Source organism: Streptomyces sp. 8N706, from assembly GCF_052245415.1.
Classification (GTDB): domain Bacteria; phylum Actinomycetota; class Actinomycetes; order Streptomycetales; family Streptomycetaceae; genus Streptomyces.
On sequence record NZ_JBQQBW010000012.1, the window covers coordinates 56,529 to 77,630 of the forward strand.

The 21,102-nt window shown below is 70.5% G+C and carries 18 protein-coding genes, 1 pseudogene and 1 riboswitch; of the genes and pseudogenes, 13 read left to right on the forward strand and 6 right to left on the reverse strand.

The genetic code is table 11. The features are described 5' to 3' along the window. Nucleotides 1-46: 46 nt before the first annotated feature. Nucleotides 47-760 (reverse strand): M50 family metallopeptidase, encoded by a 714-nt coding sequence (locus tag ACTWQE_RS07495; protein WP_443328021.1) that lies wholly within the window; start codon nucleotides 758-760, stop codon nucleotides 47-49. A 53-nt stretch (nucleotides 761-813) separates the two neighbouring features. Between ACTWQE_RS07495 and ACTWQE_RS07500 the strand changes: the two genes are divergently transcribed. The 9 genes and pseudogenes from ACTWQE_RS07500 to def all read left to right on the forward strand — a co-directional run bounded on the left by ACTWQE_RS07500 (nucleotide 814) and on the right by def (nucleotide 9,139). Continuing rightward, the gene (locus ACTWQE_RS07500) at nucleotides 814-1,629 is read left to right on the forward strand and encodes an SOS response-associated peptidase (RefSeq protein WP_443328022.1); all 816 of its coding nucleotides are present in this window, start codon (nucleotides 814-816) and stop codon (nucleotides 1,627-1,629) included. Nucleotides 1,630-1,753: 124 nt separating this feature from the next. Further along, on the forward strand, nucleotides 1,754-2,386 hold the full coding sequence (locus ACTWQE_RS07505) for an alpha/beta hydrolase family protein (RefSeq protein WP_443328023.1): 633 nt from the start codon (nucleotides 1,754-1,756) through the stop codon (nucleotides 2,384-2,386). A 320-nt stretch (nucleotides 2,387-2,706) separates the two neighbouring features. Further along, complete coding sequence (locus tag ACTWQE_RS07510; RefSeq protein WP_443328057.1) at nucleotides 2,707-3,366, forward strand: sigma-70 family RNA polymerase sigma factor; 660 nt, start codon at nucleotides 2,707-2,709, stop codon at nucleotides 3,364-3,366. Beyond that, nucleotides 3,363-3,728 (forward strand): mycothiol system anti-sigma-R factor, encoded by a 366-nt coding sequence (gene rsrA, locus ACTWQE_RS07515; RefSeq protein ID WP_443328024.1) that lies wholly within the window; start codon nucleotides 3,363-3,365, stop codon nucleotides 3,726-3,728. Before ACTWQE_RS07510 ends, rsrA begins: the two co-directional genes overlap by 4 nt. 181 nt (nucleotides 3,729-3,909) lie before the next feature. Further along, nucleotides 3,910-5,283 (forward strand): annotated as a pseudogene (locus tag ACTWQE_RS07520) (HD-GYP domain-containing protein); the annotation flags it as partial. A 428-nt stretch (nucleotides 5,284-5,711) separates the two neighbouring features. Further along, the gene (locus ACTWQE_RS07525; protein ID WP_443328058.1) at nucleotides 5,712-6,920 is read left to right on the forward strand and encodes an HD-GYP domain-containing protein; all 1,209 of its coding nucleotides are present in this window, start codon (nucleotides 5,712-5,714) and stop codon (nucleotides 6,918-6,920) included. Nucleotides 6,921-7,174: 254 nt separating this feature from the next. Then, nucleotides 7,175-7,324, forward strand: a complete 150-nt coding sequence (locus ACTWQE_RS07530) for a hypothetical protein (protein ID WP_443328025.1) — start codon at nucleotides 7,175-7,177, stop codon at nucleotides 7,322-7,324. A 104-nt stretch (nucleotides 7,325-7,428) separates the two neighbouring features. Further along, a complete protein-coding gene (locus tag ACTWQE_RS07535) occupies nucleotides 7,429-8,412 on the forward strand; it encodes a tetratricopeptide repeat protein (protein WP_443328026.1) in 984 nt (327 codons plus the stop codon). 79 nt (nucleotides 8,413-8,491) lie between these two features. Beyond that, nucleotides 8,492-9,139 (forward strand): peptide deformylase, encoded by a 648-nt coding sequence (gene def / locus ACTWQE_RS07540; protein WP_443328027.1) that lies wholly within the window; start codon nucleotides 8,492-8,494, stop codon nucleotides 9,137-9,139. A gap of 86 nt (nucleotides 9,140-9,225) precedes the next feature. On the opposite strand, the gene ACTWQE_RS07545 is transcribed toward def, so the two are convergent. The 5 genes from ACTWQE_RS07545 to ACTWQE_RS07565 form a co-directional block, all read right to left on the reverse strand. Then, entirely contained in the window at nucleotides 9,226-10,251 is a 1,026-nt protein-coding gene (locus ACTWQE_RS07545; RefSeq protein WP_443328028.1) for a ribonucleotide-diphosphate reductase subunit beta, read from the reverse strand. Further along, entirely contained in the window at nucleotides 10,251-12,650 is a 2,400-nt protein-coding gene (locus tag ACTWQE_RS07550) for a ribonucleoside-diphosphate reductase subunit alpha (protein ID WP_443328029.1), read from the reverse strand. Before ACTWQE_RS07550 ends, ACTWQE_RS07545 begins: the two co-directional genes overlap by 1 nt. A gap of 149 nt (nucleotides 12,651-12,799) precedes the next feature. Beyond that, nucleotides 12,800-12,953, reverse strand: a riboswitch (cobalamin riboswitch). Between the two features lie 202 nt (nucleotides 12,954-13,155). Continuing rightward, nucleotides 13,156-14,799, reverse strand: coding sequence for a monocarboxylate uptake permease MctP (gene mctP, locus ACTWQE_RS07555; RefSeq protein ID WP_443328030.1), 1,644 nt, complete (start codon nucleotides 14,797-14,799; stop codon nucleotides 13,156-13,158). Continuing rightward, complete coding sequence (locus tag ACTWQE_RS07560; protein WP_443328031.1) at nucleotides 14,796-15,059, reverse strand: DUF3311 domain-containing protein; 264 nt, start codon at nucleotides 15,057-15,059, stop codon at nucleotides 14,796-14,798. Before ACTWQE_RS07560 ends, mctP begins: the two co-directional genes overlap by 4 nt. A 210-nt stretch (nucleotides 15,060-15,269) precedes the next feature. Continuing rightward, nucleotides 15,270-16,052, reverse strand: coding sequence for a GntR family transcriptional regulator (locus ACTWQE_RS07565; RefSeq protein ID WP_443328059.1), 783 nt, complete (start codon nucleotides 16,050-16,052; stop codon nucleotides 15,270-15,272). Nucleotides 16,053-16,362: 310 nt separating this feature from the next. Between ACTWQE_RS07565 and ACTWQE_RS07570 the strand changes: the two genes are divergently transcribed. From ACTWQE_RS07570 to ACTWQE_RS07585, 4 genes are all read left to right on the forward strand, one after another. Continuing rightward, nucleotides 16,363-17,634 (forward strand): extracellular solute-binding protein, encoded by a 1,272-nt coding sequence (locus ACTWQE_RS07570; RefSeq protein ID WP_443328032.1) that lies wholly within the window; start codon nucleotides 16,363-16,365, stop codon nucleotides 17,632-17,634. Between the two features lie 91 nt (nucleotides 17,635-17,725). Continuing rightward, nucleotides 17,726-18,721 (forward strand): carbohydrate ABC transporter permease, encoded by a 996-nt coding sequence (locus ACTWQE_RS07575; RefSeq protein ID WP_443328033.1) that lies wholly within the window; start codon nucleotides 17,726-17,728, stop codon nucleotides 18,719-18,721. Continuing rightward, a complete protein-coding gene (locus ACTWQE_RS07580) occupies nucleotides 18,718-19,548 on the forward strand; it encodes a carbohydrate ABC transporter permease (protein ID WP_443328034.1) in 831 nt (276 codons plus the stop codon). The genes ACTWQE_RS07575 and ACTWQE_RS07580 overlap by 4 nt, the downstream gene beginning before the upstream one ends. A gap of 8 nt (nucleotides 19,549-19,556) precedes the next feature. Continuing rightward, nucleotides 19,557-21,089, forward strand: a complete 1,533-nt coding sequence (locus ACTWQE_RS07585; protein WP_443328035.1) for a glycoside hydrolase family 3 protein — start codon at nucleotides 19,557-19,559, stop codon at nucleotides 21,087-21,089. Nucleotides 21,090-21,102 lie beyond the last annotated feature (13 nt).

Consider the following 21,102-nt stretch of genomic DNA (forward strand, 5'->3'; position numbering starts at 1 on the left):
GCGGAGCGCGGGCGCGCGAGCCGCGGAATGGTGCGGCCACGGAGTGTCACAGCCCGAGGAGCCAGCGCCCGCCGCCGACCAGGGAGGACAGGGCCACGGCGTGGAAGAGGAAGAGCCAGAGCCCGGGCGGTGCGTTCGTCAGCCTCGCCAGCTGGTCAGCGTCCGAGTCCGGGGCTCCGCCCCTCCGGCGTTTGCCCTGGAGTTCGAAGACGGGGCGGACGCCTCCGAAGAGCAGGAACCACACCACGACGTAGGCGAAAGCGGCCTGAACGGCGGGTTCCGTCAGCCAGGAGACAAGGAAGAAGGCGGCGACGGCGACGACGACGGTCAGTACGCCGTAGGCGTTGCGGATCATCACCAGCATGGCGGCGAGCAGGGCGATGGCACCCCACAGAAGAGCGGTGATGTGCCCGGAGACCAGCAGCCACGCACCGCCGAGGCCGATGAGGGAGGGTGCGGTGTAGCCGGCGGCCGCCGTGAGGATCATGCCGATTCCGGTGGGCTTGCCGCGGGAGACGGTCAGCCCGGAGGTGTCCGAATGCAGCCGTATGCCGTCCAGTCGGCGGCCGCTGAGCAGGGCTATGAGGCCATGGCCGCCTTCGTGGGCGATCGTCACGGCGTTGCGGGAGAGCCGCCAGGCGGCGTGCGGTGCCACCGCCGCGAGGGCGACGACCGCTGTCACGGCCACCAGCCAGACAGGCGGATCCGGCTGGGAACCCACGACGCGATCCCACAGATCGCCGAGCGCTGTGCTGTTCATGAACGGGCGGCTCCCTTGTCGGAAGGTACGGGCGTCGTGGCAGTGTGGCACTTATGTGCGGTCGATATTCAGCGAGCCGGAAGCCAGAGGATCTCGTCGGGATGTTCGACGTCGCGAAGTGGGATCCCAAGGAGACCCTCGCGCCCGACTGGAACGTCGCACCGACCAAGGACGTGTACGCGGTGCTGGAGCGGCCGGACAAGGAGTCGGACAGCCCGGATCCGGTGCGCCAGCTGAGGTCCCTGCGCTGGGGGCTCGTACCGTCCTGGTCCAAGTCCCCCGAGACGGGGGTGAAGATGATCAACGCCCGTGCGGAGACGCTGCACGAGAAGCCGTCCTTCCGGCAGGCCTTCATGTCCCGTCGGTGCCTGCTGCCCGCGGACGGCTACTACGAGTGGGTCACCGGCTCCGCCGAGCGCAGTCTGGAGGAGCAGGGGAAGCGGAAGCGCTCGCGCAAGCAGCCGTACTTCGTGACTCCGGCCGACGGCTCGGTGATGGCCATGGCGGGGTTGTACGAGTTCTGGCGGGACCGCTCGCTGCCCGGTGACCATCCACGGGGGTGGTGGGTGACCTGCTCGGTCGTCACGACCGAGGCGGAGACCACACCGCTGCCCGGGGCCTCCGGCGGCGGTCCCCGCTCGCTCGCGGAGATCCATCCTCGTATGCCGCTGGCGCTGCCCGAGGACCGCTGGGCGGCATGGCTCGACCCGTCGCGCACGGACCCGGACGACCTGCGCTCACTGCTCGCCCCGCCGCCGGCCGGGATGGTGCGGGCGTATCCGGTCTCGACGGAGGTCAGCAACGTCCAGAACAACGGTCCGGAGCTGCTGGCCGAACTCGCCGCCCCCGAGGAGGAAACCCTCTTCTGAGAGCCCCCGGGCCGCGCCCTGCACGGCAGGTCGTGCATGTCATGTCCCGCACGGCCCCCTTCATGCCATGTCGCGCACGTCCTTCACGTGCATGACGTGCCCTACACGTCAGGATGGTCGGGTGATGGAGACCGAGATCGTTCCCACTCCCGCGGGTGACGCCCGCATCACCTGGCACCGGGCGTCGAGGAAGCCCCGCCTCGCCCTGGCCCTGAGCCACGGCGCCGGTGGCGGCATCGAGGCCCGGGACCTCCAGGCGCTCGCCGCCGAGCTGCCCGGCGGCGGCGTCACCGTCGCTCTCGTCGAGCAGCCCTGGCGGGTCGCCGGCAAGAGACTCGCCCCCGCGCCGAAGACCCTCGACACCGCCTGGACCGCGCTGTGGCCCGCGCTGGAGAAGCCGGGGCTCCCGGTCGTCGCGGGCGGCCGCAGCGCCGGGGCGCGCGTCGCCTGCCGTACGGCGCGCGGTCTCGGTGCGAGCGCCGTCCTGGCGTTGTCCTTCCCTCTCCACCCGCCCGGCCGCCCGGAGAAGTCCCGCGCCGAGGAGCTGACGGGCGCCGGGGTGCCCACCCTGGTCGTCCAGGGCGGGCGCGATCCCTTCGGCCGCCCGGAGGAGTTCCCGGCGGGCCCGGAAATCGTCGAGGTGCCGTACGCGGACCACGGCTTCGCCGTACCGAAGAAGGCCGGGCCGACGCAGGACGAGACGCTGGGCATCATCACCGGCGCGGTCGCCGCATGGCTGGACCGCATCCCAGGCTGACCCCTCCATGAACCGCGGCCGTGAACCGCGGCGGGACTCCGGGCCGCCGCGCGGCGGAGCGTCCGCTTCCGCGGTCGGGAATGCGCCATGGTCCGCCCGCGTTGTGCGGGGTGTCCGTAGACACAGCACTCGCACGAGGAGAGGGAGTCCGCCGCATGGGTTCGATCCAATGCCCGCCCCGTCCGCAGACCGCCGGCACCGAGTGGTCCCGGACCGTGGTGGCACAGCCCGCTCCGCGCGAGGCGGCGGGCGGAGCGGATCGTCGTCTATTCTCCGATTCGAGCGGGTCCACAACCGGCCCCGCCACGGCGTTGGAGGAGGTGGGTCCGGTCACTGGGACCGACGCAGGGACCGACGACGGCCAGGCACAGGAGACCGCGGCCGAGCGCAATGCGCGCTTCGAGCGGGATGCCCTCGGCTTCCTTGACCAGATGTACTCCGCCGCACTGCGTATGACGCGCAATCCGGCGGACGCCGAGGACCTCGTGCAGGAGACGTATGCCAAGGCGTACGGCTCGTTCCATCAGTTCCGCGAGGGCACCAATCTGAAGGCGTGGCTCTACCGCATCCTCACGAACACCTTCATCAACTCCTACCGCAAGAAGCAGCGTGAGCCGCAGCGCAGCGCTGCCGAGGAGATCGAGGACTGGCAGCTGGCCCGCGCCGAGTCGCATATGTCGACCGGGCTGCGCTCCGCCGAGTCGCAGGCGCTCGACCACCTGCCCGACTCGGATGTGAAGGCGGCGCTGCAGGCGATCCCCGAGGAGTTCCGCATCGCGGTCTATCTCGCGGACGTCGAGGGGTTTGCGTACAAGGAGATCGCGGACATCATGGCTACACCCATCGGCACGGTGATGTCGCGGCTGCACCGCGGCCGCCGCCAGCTGCGCGGTCTGCTGGAGGACTACGCCCGTGAGCGCGGCCTGGTTCCCGCGGGAGCCGGCGCCGCGGCGGACGATCGGAAAGGCTCGGGATCATGAGCTGCGGACAGCCGCACGAGACGGACTGCTCAGAGGTCCTCGACCACCTGTATGAGTTCCTCGACCACGAGATGCCCGAGGGCGAGTGCGCCAAGTTCGAGGTGCACATCGACGAGTGCTCGCCGTGCCTCGAGAAGTACGGCCTCGAGCAGGCCGTGAAGAAGCTGGTGAAGCGCTGCTGCGGCCATGACGACGTGCCCGCGGACCTCCGTTCGAAGGTCATGGGCAGGATCGAGCTGATCCGGGCCGGTGAGGCCGTGCCCGAGCAGACCGTGATGGAACAGGCGGTGGCCGACCAGCAGGCCGCGCAGTCCGAAGCCGGAACCTCCGCGGCGTCCGCCCGCGCCGCCGACTCGGCCTGACCGCGACCGGTCGGCTCCACGGGCCATGGCCGGGGCCTGCTGTCACCCGAAGGTGCGAATCCGGCCCCCCCGGACGGCCTAATACGCCGATGCGCCTGTCCCCGGACGGGCGCGGGCTTATTCTCCCCATCCTGACGCGCACACGAAGTTCGAGCGCACGGGAACCATGGGGAGGAGCGCCATGCGAGCTGTGCCGCCGGGGGCGCGCGCGTATGTACTGTGCGCCGTGTTCGCCGCAGTGGTGTGCGCCGGGCCCGCCTTACGCCCCGGCGCCGGCACCCGGTGGGGCGCCGTCGCCCTCCTGGCCCTCCTCTACGCCGCATCCGAACAGCTGACCCGGTGCCCGTTCCTGGGGCGCCGGGCCCCCTCCGGGACGGGCTCCTTCGTCCCCGTGCTGCTCGCGGGGGCCTTTCTGCTGCCGCCCGCAGCCGCCGCCCTCGTCGCCGTACCCGGCGCGCTCATCGGCCGTGTCGAACAGCAGCCGGTCCGGCTGCGCCGCGTGTGGCGCGCCGCCCAGCTGGCGCTGGCGTCGTGCGCCGCGGCCTACGCCTTCGGCGGCGGGAACCTCATCGAGGACGGCCGGGCCGCCGTCTCCGCCGCGGACTTCCCCTACGCGCTGCTGCCCGCGGCCGCCGCCGCCCTCACCTTCTGCCTGGTCGTCGCCCTCCTCGACGGAGGCATCCTGGTCACTGCCGAGCGCTGCCCACCCCGTACCGCCTGGCGCGGACTGCTGCTGTGCTCGCCGGCGCCGCATCTGGTGCACGGGCTGGCCGGTCTGATGATGGCCGTCCTCTGGCGCAGTCCGTACGGGCCGGTCACGGCCCTGCTCGTGCTCCTGCCCATGTACATCTCCTGCTGGGTCTTCGCGCAGTACCACCGCGAGCGCGCGGCCCACCACGCCACCATCCGCGCCCTGGTCCAGGCCGTCGACATCAAGGACCGCTATACCCGGGGCCACAGCGAGCGCGTCGGCCGCGCCTCCGTGATGATCGCGCGGGAACTCGGCATGGACGGGGACCGCCTGGAAGCGCTGCGCTTCGCGGGGATACTCCACGACGTCGGCAAGCTCGGTGTCCCCACGAGGCTGCTGCGCAAGGACGGGCCGCTCACCCCCGAGGAGCGCCGGGTCATCGAGCTGCACCCCGAGTACGGGCACGAGATGGTGCGGGGCATCGGCTTCCTGGGGGAGGCGCGATCGGCGATTCTGCACCACCATGAGCGGCTGGACGGGCGCGGCTACCCCTATGGACTCTCCGGGCGGCAGATCCCGGAGTTCGCGAGGGTGGTGGCGGTCGCGGACGCGTTCGACGCGATGACGTCCACGCGGTCCTATCGCCGGGCGCGGCCGGTGGCGGCGGCGGTGGCGGAACTCCGCCGGTGCGCGGGGAAGCAGTTCGACCCACGTATGGTCCGGGCGCTGACCCGCGCGCTCGACCGGCACGGCTGGCATCCCAGTGTCACGGCGGACGCCGGCCTGCCTGCGGGCCTCAGCGGAAACGTCCCGCCAAGGGGCCCGGAGGTGCCCTGCCCGGAGGCCGGCACCGTACCCGGACCGGAGACCGGGCCGGGGCCTGGCGCGCACGGGGTGGCGGATTCCGGGCCGGGCGGGCACGCGGAGACGGGGCCGGAGAGCGCGCACGCGGCGATGAGCTCGGGGCCGGGCGGGCACGCGGCGGCGGACTCCGGGCCGGGCGCGCAGACGGAGGGGCCGGGGCGCGTCCCGGTGCCGGACGCCCTGCCCCGGCACACCGCGGACCGTACGCCGTACGCGACCCGGCCGCACCGGGGAGGCCGCCGGTGACCGGCCGGTCGGAGCGGGGGCCGGCGGCCGGACAGGCGGATCCGGATCCGGACCCGGACCCACCGGCGCTCGCGTCCGCGCCCGACGCGGCCCACGCGCCGCGGGAGCACGGGCGGCACCGGGCGGGGCGTACGCCCGATGCCGCGCGCCAGGGTCCCGCGCGGGCGCCCTGGGCCGTACTGGTGGTGCGGTGCGCCGCCGGCGGGCTCGGGGGCGTGGGGTTCGGATGGACGCTCTGGCACGGGATCGAGGAGCCCGGCACCGCGCTCGCCTTCGGGGTGCTCATCGCCGTCGGCGAGCTGGTGCGCTGGGGATCCCACGGCCGCGAGACCGCTCCGCTCGGGGCAGCCGGTGCCCTCGCCTACGCGCTGCTCGGCGAGGTCGCCGGGCGCCACACCGGCCATGGCGTCCTTCAGGTCGTCACCGTCGTCGGTGCCGCCGCTCTCGCCGGCACCGCCACGCATGTGGCCTTCGGCCGCACCACCTCCTCCGACCACCTGACACGCCGCGTCCTCACCGCCGGATTCGCCGCCACCTGCTTCCAACCGCTCTACGACTCCGGCACCTTGGACCGGTGGACCGGCCACGGCCCGTACTATGCGCTTCTGCTGCTCCTCCTGCTCTGCCTCACCGCCCTCTGCGACGCCGTTCTGACCGCTGCCCTCGCCCGCGCCCGTACCGGCTGGCCGTACGGCCCGCTGCTCCGCGACGAGCTGCGCTCCCTGCTCGGCATCGGCTCGGCGATCTGTGCGACCGGGGTGGTGATGGCCCTCGGGGTGGCCGTCGCCGGACTCTGGGCGGTGCCGGTGTTCTGTGTGCCGCTGCTGCTGACGCAGTTCTCCTTCCGCCGCTACGCGGCCGTGAAGGCCACCTACCGGCAGACCATCGCCTCCCTGGCGCGTGCCACCGAGATCGCCGGATACACCCCCGCGGGCCACGCCCGCCGGGTCGCCTGCCTCAGCCGGGCCGTCGGCCGGGAGCTGGGGCTGTCCAAGCCCGACCTGACCGTGCTCGAGTACGCGGCCCTGATGCACGACATCGGCCAGCTCTCCCTTCTCGACCCGGTCCCGGCGGGTGCCACCGAGCCGCTGCCGCCCGAGGAACGGCGCCGGATCGCGCTGCTCGGCGGGGCGGTGGTCCGGCAGACCGGGGTTCCCTCCGAGGTGGCCGTCGTTGTCGAGCGGCAGGCCGACCCGTACCGCGAACAGCCGCTGATCGCCCGTATCGTCCGCACCGTCAACGCCTATGACGATCTGGCGGCCGGCGGCGGTCGCCTGGGCGGGCCGCTGGGCGCCCTGGAGCGGCTCCGGCTGGCCACCGCTCACGACCATGAACCGGGGGTCGTGGAAGCCCTGGCGCGTGTGCTGGCGCGCGGCGACCCACCGCTGTGAACAGCGGGCCCCCGGTACGGGCCGCTTCCCCGCGGCCCCGGACAAGCCCCGGTCAGCCCCCGGACATCGCGGGCCCGCCGCCGAGCACCGGCAGCGTCACCGCGCACGGACGGTCCCCGCCGTGAGGGCGCCCCGGTGCATCCGGGACAGCCGCCCGGCACCGGAACCCACGGGTAATGAGCGCCCGCCGAGATGGGCATGGTTGGATGCGGAGAGAGGGGGTTCGGGGGCCGCTGCGGCGGCAAGGAGCAGTGGTGAGCGTCGAGATCCGGGCTGAGATGGTGGCCGATGTGTGGCAGGTTGTCCTCAGGAAGGGCGACGCCGTCCGCGCAGGCGGCACCGTAGTCGTCCCGGACTCGACGATGACGGAGTTCCGGCGCGCAGCGAAACGCCGGGAACGGTGACCGGGAGCAAGGTGACCGAGGGGGACGTCGTGCAGAAGGGGGACGTCCTGGCCGTCACCGGCTGACCCGGACACGGCACAGCACTGAATCGGCAGGCGGGAATCGTGAGGATCTTCGGCAAGGTACGGCACCGGCCCTCCGCCTCGTGGCGGCAGGCGACCGACCGGGCTTTCACGCTGATCGGCGACGGTCGGTACGAGGACGCAGGCGCGCTGCTCACCCGGGCCGCCGACCTCGAGCCCTGGCTGTCCGAGTCGTGGTTCAACCTCGCCCTGCTGCACAAGTTCCGGCACGACTGGGAGCAGGCGCGCGCCGCGGGGCTGCGCGCCGTCGCCCTCCTCGACCGCGAGGCGGGCGCCCCGGACTGGTGGAACGTCGGTATCGCCGCCACCGCCCTCCAGGACTGGCCGCTCGCCCGCCGCGCCTGGCAGGCGTACGGGCTGAAGGTGCCCGGTGAAGGCGCTCCCTCCGACGAGCCGGTCGGCATGGAGCTGGGCAGCGCGGCGGTGCGGCTCTCCCCGGAGGGCGAGGCCGAGGTGGTGTGGGGCCGTCGGCTCGACCCCGCGCGGATAGAGGTGCTCAGCATTCCGCTGCCCTCGTCCGGACGGCGCTGGGGCGAGGTCGTGCTGCACGACGGCGTCCCGCACGGCGAGCGGGTGACCTCGGCCGGCCCCTCGTACCCGGTGTTCGACGAGATCGAGCTGTGGGCACCGTCGCCGGTGCCCACCTGGGTGGTGCTGCTGGAGGCGGCCACGGAGGCCGACCGGGACGCGCTGGAACGGCTCGCGGCCGATGCCGGTTTCGCCGCCGAGGACTGGTCGTCGTCGGTGCGGCTGCTGTGCCGCTCCTGCTCGGAGAGCAGGATGCCCAGCGACGAGGGCGACGGCGAGCAGCATCTCGACCCGCACGACCACAGTGAGCCGGGTCACCCGGGTCCGCTGGGGCACCGTACGGCGGGCGACCTCTGGGTGCCGGAGCGGGAGTGCGGAATCGCGGCGCCGTCGGGGCTCGTACGCGGTCTGCTCGACGGCTGGGTCGCCGACAGCCCGGACACCCGCGAATGGCGCGATCTCGAAGAGGTCTGCTGAGGCCTTCGCGTGGGGGCCGTAGTCTGTACGAGGCCCCGTTACGGGGGCGGATCAGGCATGAGGAAGGCTTACGGCGGACATGGCGCAGCAGGACAGCGGGCAGCAGGTGGCGGAGGCCGAGGCGAGCGCCTCGGAGTTCCTGGACGACACGGTGGACGCCGAGGCCCGTGAGCAGGCACACCGCGAGCGCGGCACGGCCCGCCCGATCACCGTCGTCGGCAACCCGGTGCTGCACCGTCGGTGCCAGGACGTGACCGAGTTCGACGACGCGCTCGCCCGGCTCGTCGACGACATGTTCGCCAGCCAGCGAGCGGCCGAGGGTGTGGGTCTCGCCGCCAACCAGATCGGCGTCGACCTGCGGGTCTTCGTCTACGACTGCCCGGACGACGACGGCGTACGGCACGTGGGTGCGATCTGCAACCCGGTGATCGACGAGCTGCCCGCCGAGCGGCGGGTGCTCGACGACTCCAACGAGGGCTGTCTGTCGGTCCCCACCGCGTACGCCGCCCTGCCCCGCCCCGACTACGCGGTCTGCCGCGGCCAGGACCTCCAGGGCAACCCGGTCGCGGTCGAGGGCACCGGCTACTTCGCGCGCTGCCTGCAGCATGAGACCGACCACTTGAACGGCTACCTCTACATCGACCGTCTCTCCAAGCGAGACCGCAAGGACGCGCTGCGGCAGATGGAGGAGGGCACCCCGCGCTACGACACGGTGCCCAACGACTGACCAAGCTGTACGTGTAAGGGGCGGCCTCATGCATGGAGGCCGCCCTTACCCGTGCGCCCGACAGCAGGGCTGTTCGGATGCGCCGCTCAGAAGTCGTCGTCGAAGGCGACCGAGCCCTCCACCGCCACCTGGTAGGCGGAGACCCGGCGCTCGAAGAAGTTGGTCAGCTCCTGGACGTTCTGCAGCTCCATGAAGGAGAACGGGTTCTCCGAGCCATAGCGCACCGGCAGCCCCAGGCGACGCAGCCGCTGGTCGGCGACGCACTGCAGATACTCCCGCATCGAAGCGGTGTTCATACCGGGCATCCCGTCCCCGCACAGATCGCGGGCGAACTGCAACTCGGCCTCGACGGCCTCCTCCAGCATCGCCGTGACCTGCTTGCCCATCTCCTCGTCGAAGAGATCCGGCTCTTCCTCGCGGACGGTGTCCACGACCGAGAAGGCGAAGTCCATATGCATGGACTCATCACGGAAGACCCAGTTCGTCCCGGTCGCCAGACCGTGCAGCAGGCCCCGTGAGCGGAACCAGTAGACGTAGGCGAAGGCACCGTAGAAGAACAGTCCCTCGATACAGGCCGCGAAGCAGATGAGGTTCAGCAGGAAGCGCCGGCGCTCCTCCCTCGACTCCAGATGGTCGATCTTCTCGACGGAGTCCATCCACCGGAAGCAGAACTGGGCCTTCTCACGGATGGAGGGAATGTTCTCCACCGCGGCGAAGGCGGCCGCGCGGTCGTCGGGGTCGGGGAGGTAGGTGTCCAGCAGCGTCAGATAGAACTGGACGTGCACGGCCTCCTCGAAGAGCTGGCGGGACAGATAGAGCCGCGCCTCCGGGGAGTTGATGTGCTTGTAGAGGGTGAGCACGAGGTTGTTGGCCACGATCGAGTCACCGGTCGCGAAGAAGGCGACCAGACGCCCGATCATGTGCTGCTCGCCGGCCGAGAGCTTGGCGAGGTCGGCCACATCGGAGTGGAGATCGACCTCCTCCACGGTCCAGGTGTTCTTGATCGCGTCCCGGTAGCGCTCGTAGAAGTCGGGGTAGCGCATCGGACGCAGGGTGAGTTCGAAGCCCGGGTCGAGCAGGTTCTTCTCGTCGCGGTCGGTGGGGGTGGACATTACTGGCAGGCCTCGCAGGACTCGGGGTTCTCCAGCGAACAGGCCACGGCGTCCGCCGGTTCGGCCGTCTGCTGGACGGGGATGGGGGCGGCGGACGCCCCGCCGCCCGCCGCGCGGGCGATCCGGGTGGCCGGGCGCGAGCGCAGGTAGTACGTGGTCTTGAGCCCCTTCTTCCAGGCGTAGGCGTACATCGAGCTGAGCTTGCCGATGGTCGGCGAGGCCATGAAGAGGTTCAGCGACTGGCTCTGGTCGAGATACGGCGTACGGGCCGCCGCCATGTCGATCAGTGCGCGCTGCGGGATCTCCCAGGCCGTGCGGTACAGCGAACGGACGTCGGCGGGGATCCAGTCGAGGTCCTGCACGGAGCCGTTGGACTCCCGCAGGGCCTCCCGGGTCTGCGCGTCCCACACGCCGAGCCGCTTCAACTCCTCCACCAGATAGGAGTTCACCTGGAGGAACTCACCCGACAGGGTCTCGCGCTTGAAGAGATTGGAGACCTGCGGCTCGATGCACTCGTACACGCCCGCGATCGAGGCGATGGTGGCGGTCGGCGCGATGGCCAGCAGCAGGGAGTTGCGCATACCGGTGGTGGCGATGCGGGCGCGCAGCGCCTCCCACCGCGCCGCCCAGTCCGGCTCCCCGGAGGCGCTGGTGAAGTGGTCCGGGTGCAGCACACCGCGCGAGGCGCGGGTGGAGGACCAGGCCGGGTGCGCGCCGTGCCGCTCGGCGAGGTCGCAGGAGGCCTCGTACGCGGCCAGCATGATGCGCTCGGCGATCCGGGTGGAGAGCCGTGCCGCCTCGGGGGAGTCGAAGGGCAGCTTCAGCCGGAAGAAGACGTCCTGGAGGCCCATGACGCCGAGGCCGACCGGCCGCCAGCGCCGGTTCGACGCGGCGGCCTGCCGCGTCGGGTAGAAGTTGATGTCCACGACCCGGTCGAGGAACGTCACGGCGGTACGGACCGTGGCGTCCAGCCGCTCCCAGTCCATCTCCCCGTCCGTGCCCAGGTGCGCCCCGAGATTGACCGAGCCCAGGTTGCAAACGGCGGTCTCCCCGTCGTCCGTCACCTCCAGGATCTCGGTGCAGAGGTTGGAGGAGTGGATGACCTTCCCCGGCTCCGCGGTCTGGTTGGCGGTACGGTTCGCGGCGTCCTTGAACGTCATCCAGCCGTTGCCGGTCTGGGCGAGCGTACGCATCATCCGCGCGTAGAGGGCCCGTGCCGGGACCTGCTTCTGCGCCAGTCCCGCGGCCTCCGCCTCGCGGTAGGCGGTGTCGAACTCATCGCCCCACAGATCGACGAGTTCCGGCACGTCGGAGGGGGAGAACAGCGACCACGGCGCGTCGGCCTCGACCCGGCGCATGAACTCGTCCGGGATCCAGTGGGCGAGGTTGAGATTGTGGGTGCGGCGCGCGTCCTCACCGGTGCTGTCGCGCAGCTCCAGGAACTCCTCCAGGTCCGCGTGCCAGGTCTCCAGGTAGACACAGGCGGCGCCCTTGCGCCGGCCGCCCTGGTTGACCGCGGCGACCGAGGCGTCCAGCGTCCGCAGGAACGGCACGATGCCGTTGGAGTGCCCGTTCGTGCCACGGATGAGGGAACCGCGGGACCGGACGCGGCTGTACGGCAGGCCGATGCCGCCCGCGTGCTTCGACAGCCGGGCGACCTGGTGGTAGCGGTCGTAGATCGAGTCGAGCTCGTCCAGCGGTGAGTCCAGCAGATAGCAGGACGACATCTGCGGGTGCCGGGTGCCGGAGTTGAAGAGGGTGGGGGAGCTCGGGAGGTAGTCGAGACGGCTCATCAGCCGGTAGAGCGCGGCAACTTCGCCGACCGACCGCTCCGACCGGTCCTCCGCGAGACCGCAGGCCACACGGAGCATGAAGTGCTGCGGGGTCTCGATGACCTGACGGGTGATGGGGTGGCGCAGCAGATAACGGCTGTGGAGGGTGCGCAGCCCGAAGTAACCGAAGCGGTCGTCGGCCCCGTCGGCGAGCGCGACCTCGACCAGTGTGTCGAGCCGGTTGGCGTGGGTGCGGACGAACTCCGCGGTGCCGTCGGCGATCAGACCTTCCCGGTGGCCCACCCCGACCGACGCGGAGAAGGAGACGGCGCCCTGGCCGGCGGCCTCGTCGGCGATCGCACGCGTGAGCAGACGCGCGGCCAGCTGCGAGTACTCGGGGTCGTCGGAGATCAGGCCTGCGGCCGCCTCGGTGGCCAGCTCCCGCAACTCGGCCTCGTCGGAGCCCGCGTGCCGGCCCCGGAGGGCGGCCGCGGCGACCCTGCCCGGGTCGGTCGCGGGCAGATCGGCGGTGAGGTCGGTCAGGGTGCGCAGCAGCGCGGTGCCGGGGCCGTCAGCCGTGGTCACCTCGGCCGTGCCCGAGGCCGGATCGGCTGGCGCGATGGTCACGTGGTGCTCTCCCTCGCTCGGCGGGGGCCGCGGGGGGAGGGGCTCGAAGGGCGCCGGCGCGCGTACCTCACCCGGAGCAGGGCAGCACACAGCGCAACGTCCCCCGGCCCAACCCGCGAGGCCCGGACGATTCGTGGCCCGGTTCGGTCGAGCCGGGCAGGCCGTCGGCAGGTCTTCGGACTTGGGCGCGCGGAAGCGTCACTTCATACCGTTGCGGGACAGTTCCGGATTCGCACCGGATTCCCCTGCGGTGACAGCGAGCATGAGCATACATCTTGTGTCGCCGTCCGCATGCAACACCACATCTTGTGTCAGTGGTGAGGGTGGTGCGCTTTGCAGGGGAACACTTGTGGTAACGGCGTCAGGGCGCCGCAGGACGGGGGAGCGGACGCGCCGGGCGGCCCGGATTCCCTTTCGGGATCGCTCCGCGCGGCCGTCAACGACGAGGGCCGCCGCCCCTCGGAGGAGGAGCGGCGGCCCTGTGCCGTACGGCGGGGACAGTCCGTCAGTGCCCGCCGGGCGCCCCCACGGTGGCCGGGGGGAGGTCCCTCTGCACGCCCGGGTCGCCCGCGTCCGCGGTGTAGTCGGACGCGGTGGTCTCATCGATGCCGTCGGGCGCCTTGACCGCCCGGAGCACCACGGTCAGCGCCACGGTGACCACGACGTTGAGGACGAACGCCGTGAGGCCGATGTAGCCGATCTCACCGATGCCGGGGATGATGTCCGCGCTGCCGCCGAAGTGCTTCTGGGCGGGGTTCGTCGGGCTCGGTATGCCGTAGGCCGCGACCGTGCCGTACACCATGCCGACCGCCCAGCCGGCGAGCAGCGCCCAGCGGTGGAACCAGCGGGTGAACAGTCCGCCCACCAGCGCCGGGAACGTCTGGAGGATCCAGATGCCGCCCAGGAGCTGGAAGTTGATCGCCACGGTCTTGTCCATGGTGAGGACGAAGACCAGGGCACCGACCTTGACCAGCAGCGACGCGACCTTGGAGACCTGGGTCTCCTGCGCGGGCGTCGCGTCCGGCTTGATGAAGTCCTTGTAGATGTTCCGGGTGAAGAGGTTGGCGGCGGCGATGGACATGATGGCAGCCGGCACCAGAGCGCCGATGCCGATCGCCGCGAAGGCGACGCCCGCGAACCAGTCGGGGAACATGTTCTCGAACAGCTGCGGGATGGCCAGCTGGCCGTTCTTCACCTTGATCCCGGCGGCGATCGCCATGAAGCCGAGGAAGGCCAGCAGCCCCAGCATCAGCGAGTACAGCGGCAGGATGGTGGTGTTGCGGCGGATCACCTCACGGCTGCGGCTGGAGAGCGTCGCCGTGATCGAGTGCGGGTACATGAACAGCGCGAGCGCCGAGCCGAGAGCCAGCGTGGCGTACGTCCACTGCGCGGGCTCACCGGCCACGAGCGAGCCGCGTGGCTTGTCCGTCACGGGATTGACCTCGGTGAACGCCTCGCCGGCCTTCGCGAAGACGGTGTCGAAGCCGCCGAGCTGGATCGGGATGTAGATGATCGCCACGGCGATGACGATGTAGATCAGCGTGTCCTTGACGAAGGCGATCAGCGCGGGTGCGCGCAGCCCCGAGGAGTAGGTGTACGCCGCGAGCACACCGAAGGCGATCAGCAGCGGAAGGTCCTTGACGAACCAGTGGGTCGACTCGCCGCCGCCCACGCCCATCACATCCAGCACCGCCTGTATCCCCACGAGCTGGAGGGCGATGTACGGCATGGTGGCGAGGATCCCGGTGACGGCGACGGCCAGCGACAGGCCCCTGGAGCCGAACCGGCCGCGCACGAAGTCCGAGGTGGTGACGTAGCCGTGCTTGTGCGACACCGACCACAGGCGCGGCAGAAAGGTGAAGATCAGCGGGTACACGAGGATGGTGTACGGCACGGCGAAGAAGCCCGCCGCGCCCGCCGCGTAGATCGCGGCCGGTACGGCGACGAAGGTGTACGCGGTGTACAGGTCGCCGCCCAGCAGGAACCAGGTGACCCAGGTGCCGAAGCTGCGGCCGCCCAGACCCCATTCGTCCAGGCTCGCGGCATTCTCGGCCCGCCGCCAGCGCGCCGCCAGGAAGCCCATGGCGGTGACCACCGCGAAGAAGAAGATGAAGACGCCGAGTGCGACGCCGTTCACGCCCTCGTTCATTCCGGCGTCCCTCCCTTGCGGACCCGCCGCTCACGGCGGACCAGTATGTAGGCGACCGAGGTGAGAGCGGTGGACAACAGCACCCAGGCCATCTGGTACCAGTAGAAGAAGGGGATACCGATGACGGCCGGTTCGACGCGGGCGTACGAGCCGACCCACAGCATGGCCACGAACGGAGCGATCAGGCACAGGGCCACGATCACACGCGACGGTGTGATCGCGGATGTGATCTCTCCGCTTCTCGGTGGTTGTTCAGACATCGCTGCTGCTCCGTCCCTGGGGTGATCACCTTGCAGTGCGCAGGAAATCTAAGCGAGGGCACCGGCCAGCGTCAGCCCCTGTCCGCATTTCGGTACGGACACACTTGAGAGAACCGCAGGTCAGAGCCGTTCCGGGAGACGGCCTCGGACCGCGGTGCGCGTCCCTGGGCGGCTGGATCCTCAGTCGTCCGGATCCTCATTCGTCCGGTCTCAGTCGTTCGGCCGCCGCAGCCTGGCCACGAACTTGTACCGGTCGCCGCGGTAGACCGACCGCACCCACTCCACCGGCTCGCCGTCGGTGTCGCGCGAGTGCCGCGAGAGCATCAGCATCGGCAGCCCGACGTCCGTACCGAGCAGCCCGGCCTCGCGCGGGGTGGCGAGGGAGGTCTCGATGGTCTCCTCGGCTTCCGCGAGGCGGACACCGTAAACCTCCGCCAGAGCCGTATAGAGGGAGGTGTACTTGGCCAGGCTCCGGCGCAGGGCCGGAAAGCGCTTCGCCGACAGATGCGTGGTCTCGATCGCCATCGGCTCACCGCTCGCCAGCCGCAGCCGTTCGATCCGCAGCACCCGCCCGCCGGTCGCGATGTCGAGCAGGCCCGCCAGTCGGTCGTCGGCCGTCACATAGCCGATGTCGAGCAGCTGAGAGGTGGGCTCGAGGCCCTGTGCCTTCATGTCCTCGGTGTAGGAGGTGAGTTGCAGGGCCTGCGAGACCTTGGGCTTGGCGACGAACGTCCCCTTTCCCTGGATCCGCTCGAGCCGGCCCTCGACGACGAGCTCCTGCAGCGCCTGACGCACGGTGGTACGGGAGGTGTCGAACTCGGCCGCGAGCGTGCGCTCCGGGGGGACCGGGGTGCCGGGCGGGAGTGTCTCGGTCATCTCCAGCAAGTGCCGCTTCAGCCCGTAGTACTTGGGCACGCGAGCCGTACGGTTCGCGCTCCCCGCGCCCCCGGCGCCGCTCGGCCCGCCGCCGTCGGCGCCCCCTTCGGTCCCCATGGCCAGCCTTCCCGACTCGTGTCCTGCTGCCGTCACCGGCTCCTCCGTCATCAGCGGTCACATCGTGGCACGGTCCGGCCTCGTCAGGGCATGGCTCCCGCCCAGGTGTCGGTCCGGTAACGGACTCGACAGCGACTCTTATACACCCTTGACACCCCAAAAGGTCTAGGCCAGGCTGCCAGCACTGGTCTAAACCACTAAAGACCATGTCTCAGAGCCACAGACGGTGCGCGCCCGTGACGAGTCGATCGCGGCCGAGCGGACTCCGGATTGTGGGGGGAGATTTCTGGCGTCCCTTGAGGAGGGTGGCGTGAAGCGGAAGCTCATCGCGGCGGTGGGTGTCGCGGCCATGATGGCCGGAGTCGCGGCCTGTGGGTCCGGCGACGAGGACGGCAAGTCCGGTGCGGACGGATTCAAGGGCGAGACCCTGACCGTCTGGTTCATGGACGGGTCGAATCCCGAGAAGTGGACCAAGGACCTCAAGGCCGAGTTCGAGAAGAAGACCGGTGCCAAGCTGGATGTCCAGGTCCAGCAGTGGAACGGGATCCAGCAGAAACTGACCACCGCCCTGTCGGAGTCCAGCCCGCCGGATGTCGTCGAGATCGGCAACACCCAGACGCCGGCGTACGCGGCGACCGGCGGTCTGGCCGACCTGACCGACTTCAGGAAGGAGGCCGGCGGCGAGGACTGGGTCGAGTCCATGAACAAGCCCGCGGTGCTGGACGGCAAGCAGTACGCCGCCCCCTGGTTCGTCCTCAACCGGGTGGTCGTCTACAACAAGAAGATCTGGGCCGACGCGGGTATCAAGGAGCTTCCGAGGACCCGCGACGCGTTCTTCGAGGACCTCGGAAAGATCAGGGCCAAGGGCAAGGAACCGCTCTATCTGCCCGGACAGAACTGGTACTTCCTCGACGGTCTGCTCGTCGAGAAGGGCGTCGACCCGGTGAAGAAGGACGGGAAGAAGTGGGTCAGCAACCTCGCCGACCCCAAGGTCGCCGAGGCCATGAAGCTCTACAAGAAGTTCCAGTCCTACAGCAAGGCGCCCAAGGACAAGGACGAGGCCACACCGCAGCAGGCCGAGGTCTTCGCCAAGGGGAACGTCGGTGCGTTCTTCGGAATGAGCTGGGAGGCGGCCACCGCCATCAAGGCCAATCCGGAGATCGAGAAGCAGATCGGCTACTTCACCATCCCCGGTGAGACCGCCGACAAGCCCTCGGGTGTCTTCCTCGGCGGCTCGAACCTGGCCATTGCGGCGGGAAGCGAGAAGCAGGAGCTCGCCAAGGAGTTCCTGAAGCTCGCGCTGTCGGACACCTTCGAGGGTGCGCTCTCCGAGGAGAGCGGTGTCATCCCGAACAAGAGGTCGCTCCAGTCCCACCTCGAGGGCAATGCGGCAGCCGAAGCCGCCGCCCCCGCTGTGGCCTCCGGCGGCACGACCCCGCTGATTCCCGAGTGGGCCGCGGTGGAGAACGCACCGAACCCGATCAAGACGTATATGACCGCTGTGCTGTCCGGCAGGACGCCGGCCCAAGCGGCCGAGTCGGTCGAGGCCGAGATCAACAAGAGGCTCGCCCAGAAGCAGTGACACGAGCGGGTTCCGTACGAGCCGGTCGCCCGGCCCGTACGGAACCGCGGCTCGAGGGACCATGCGCGGGCGCGGGGAGGAAGACAGCAGGATGTCCGTACAGTCCGAAGAGGCCAGGAGGACCGGCCTTCCGGCCCGGGTGACCGTACCCGGCCGGCCGCCACCGGGACCGGGGGGTGGGCGTGGCGGCCCGCGACGGCTCGCCGCCGCGGCCCCGTATCTGCTGATCCTGCCCGCCGTCGCGGCGACGGTCCTGCTGCTGGGGTGGCCGCTGCTGAAGAACGGCATGCTGTCGCTGCAGAACCTCAATATGCGGCAGCTGATCCAGCACCTCACGGAGTGGAACGGAATCGGCAACTACCGTGAGGTCCTGGCCAGTTACGAATTCTGGGCCGTCACCGGGCGCACGATCGTCTTCACCGCCGCCAACGTCACGTTGATCATGGTGGCAGGAAGTCTGGTCGGGCTGCTGCTGGGCCGCCTCGGCACGAGAATGCGGCTCCTGTTGTCGCTCGGTCTGGTCCTTGCCTGGGCCATGCCGATCATCGCCGCCACCACCGTGTACCAGTGGCTCTTCGACGCGCGGTTCGGGGTCGTCAACTGGCTGCTGGACACGCTCGGCTGGCACTCGATGGCCGCATTCAACTGGGCCGGCGGACAGTTCTCCACCTTCTTTGTGATCACCCTGCTGATCGTCTGGCAGTCGGTTCCCTTTGTCGCCTTCAATCTCTACGCGGCTCTGACGACGATCCCCCGGGAGCTGTACGAAGCGGCCCGGATGGATGGCGCCGGCGCCTGGAAGTCCTTCACCTCCGTCACCTTCCCCATCCTCAGGCCGTTCTTCCTCGCCACGACCTTCCTCGAAATCATCTGGATCTTCAAAGCCTTCACCCAGGTCTTCGCGATCAATGAAGGCGGTCCCGAACACCTCACCGAGACGCTTCCGGTCTACGCGTACATCCAGGGCATGGGCAATCAGCACTACGGCATGGGCGCGGCCATCTCGGTGCTCACCATCCTGTTGCTGCTGGCCCTGATGTCCACCTACTTCCGGATCGTTCTCCGGCAGGAGAAGGAGGAGCTGTGAGGCGTTCGCTCCCGGCCCGCGTCTGGCCGAACGCGACGGCCCTGGTGCTGTTCGTCGCCTTCGCGTTCCCCGTGTACTGGATGGTGTCCACGGCGTTCAAGCCGAACAGGGACATCATCAGCGAGACCCCGGTGTGGTTCCCCACCGACGCCACCCTCGATCACTTCTCGACAGCGGTGCGCGCGGACGGCTTCTGGACCCTGGTCGGCAACTCCTTCACGGTCACGGTCGTCGCGGTGCTGCTGTCGCTGGTCATCGCGCTGCTCGCGTCCTTCGCCGTCGCCCGTATGCGCTTCCGGGGCCGCCGGGGGTTCGTGCTGGCCGTGATGGTGGCACAGATGGCCCCGTGGGAGGTCATGACCATCGCCATCTACATGATCACGCGGGACGCCGACCTGCTGAACAGTCTCGTACCGCTGACCTTCTTCTACATGATCATGGTGTTGCCGTTCACGATCTGGACGCTCCGGGGCTTCATCGCCGCGGTGCCCAAGGAACTGGAGGAGTCGGCGATGGTCGACGGCTGCACCCGGACCCAGGCATTCCTCAAGGTCGTCTTTCCGCTGCTCGCGCCGGGCCTGATGGCCACCTCGCTCTTCGGCTTCATCACCGCCTGGAACGAGTTCCCGCTGGTGCTCATCCTCAACAAACAGGCCGACCACCAGACCCTCCCGCTGTGGCTGTCCCAGTTCCAGACCGCCTTCGGTGACGACTGGGGCGCCACCATGGCCGCCTCGTCGCTCTTCACCGTTCCCGTGCTGATCGTCTTCCTGATCCTGCAGCGCAAGGCGGTCGGCGGCCTCACCTCCGGCGCAGTGAAGGGATAACGCAGCCCATGACGACCCTCGCACGCGGCACCGACACCCTCACCCGGGACGCTCTCGCCGTTCTCCAGCCCGGATTCACCGGCACCACGGCCCCCGACTGGCTGCTGCGCCGGCTCGGCGAAGGTCTCACCTCGGTGGGGCTGTTCGGACGCAACATCCACTCGCCCGGACAGCTCGCCTCCCTCACCGCCCGGCTACGCTCCGAGCGCGACGACGTGCTCGTCGCCATCGATGAGGAGGGCGGTGACGTCACCCGTCTGGAAGTCCGCGCGGGCTCCTCCTTCCCCGGCAACCACGCCCTCGGCGCGGTCGACGACCCCGCCCTGACCCGGGCCGTCGCCGGTGAACTGGGCCGACGGCTCGCCGCCTGCGGGATCAACCTCAACTGGGCGCCATCGGCCGACGTCAACTCCGACCCGGACAACCCCGTCATCGGCGTACGCTCCTTCGGCTCCGACCCGGAGCTCGTCGCCCGGCACACCGCCGCGTACATCGAGGGGCTCCAGGCCTCCGGAGTCGCCGCCTGCACCAAGCACTTCCCCGGCCACGGCGACACGAATGTCGACTCCCACCACGATCTGCCGCGTATCGGCGCCGATCTGACGACGCTGTACGCCCGCGAGCTCGTGCCCTTCCGGGCCGCCGTCAGGGCGGGCACCAAGGCCGTCATGAGCGCGCACATCCTGCTGCCCGCGCTCGACCCGGACCGCCCCGCGACGCTCAGCCCCCAGGTCCTCGGCAGTCTGCTGCGCGCACCGGAGTCCGAGGGCGGGCTCGGCTTCGACGGTCCGGTCGTCACCGACGGCATGGAGATGCGCGCCATCTCGGAGGTGTACGGCATCGAGCGCGGCAGCGTCCTCGCGATCGCCGCGGGCGCCGACGCCATCTGTGTCGGCGGCGGCCGGGCCGACGAGGACACCGTGCTCCGCCTGCGCGACGCGCTCGTCGCGGCCGTACGCGCGGGTGAACTCGGTGCCGAGCGGCTCGCCGACGCCGCCGACCGGGTCCGCGCCCTGGCACGCTGGACTCTCGCCGCCGGTGCCGCGGAGCGTGCCGCCCCCGCGCCCGACGCCGGACTGACCGCCGCCCGGCGCGCCCTGGAGGTCACCGGCCGAGGCGTGTACGAGCCGCTGCGCGAGCCTCCCTACGTCGCCGCGTTCACCCCGGTCGCGAACATCGCCGTGGGGGACGAGACGCCCTGGGGGATCGCGGCGGAGCTGGCACGGCTGCTCCCCGGAACCCTCAGCGGCACCTACGGCAGTGAGGCCGCGGCCGACGGGCCGTCCGCCATGGCCGCACATGTGCTCGGGGAAGCGGCTGACCGTAGGATCGTCGCAGTGGTCCGCGACACTCATCGGCACCCCTGGATGGCCGGTGCGCTCAACGCCCTGCTCGCCGCCCGGCCCGACACGGTCGTGGTCGAGATGGGAGTCCCCCAGGCGCCGCCCGCCGGAGCCCTGCACATCGCCACCCATGGAGCCGCCCGCGTCTGCGGACGGGCCGCCGCGGAGGTCATCACCGGCGAGCAGCCCGGGAACTGACGGCCGTGGGACA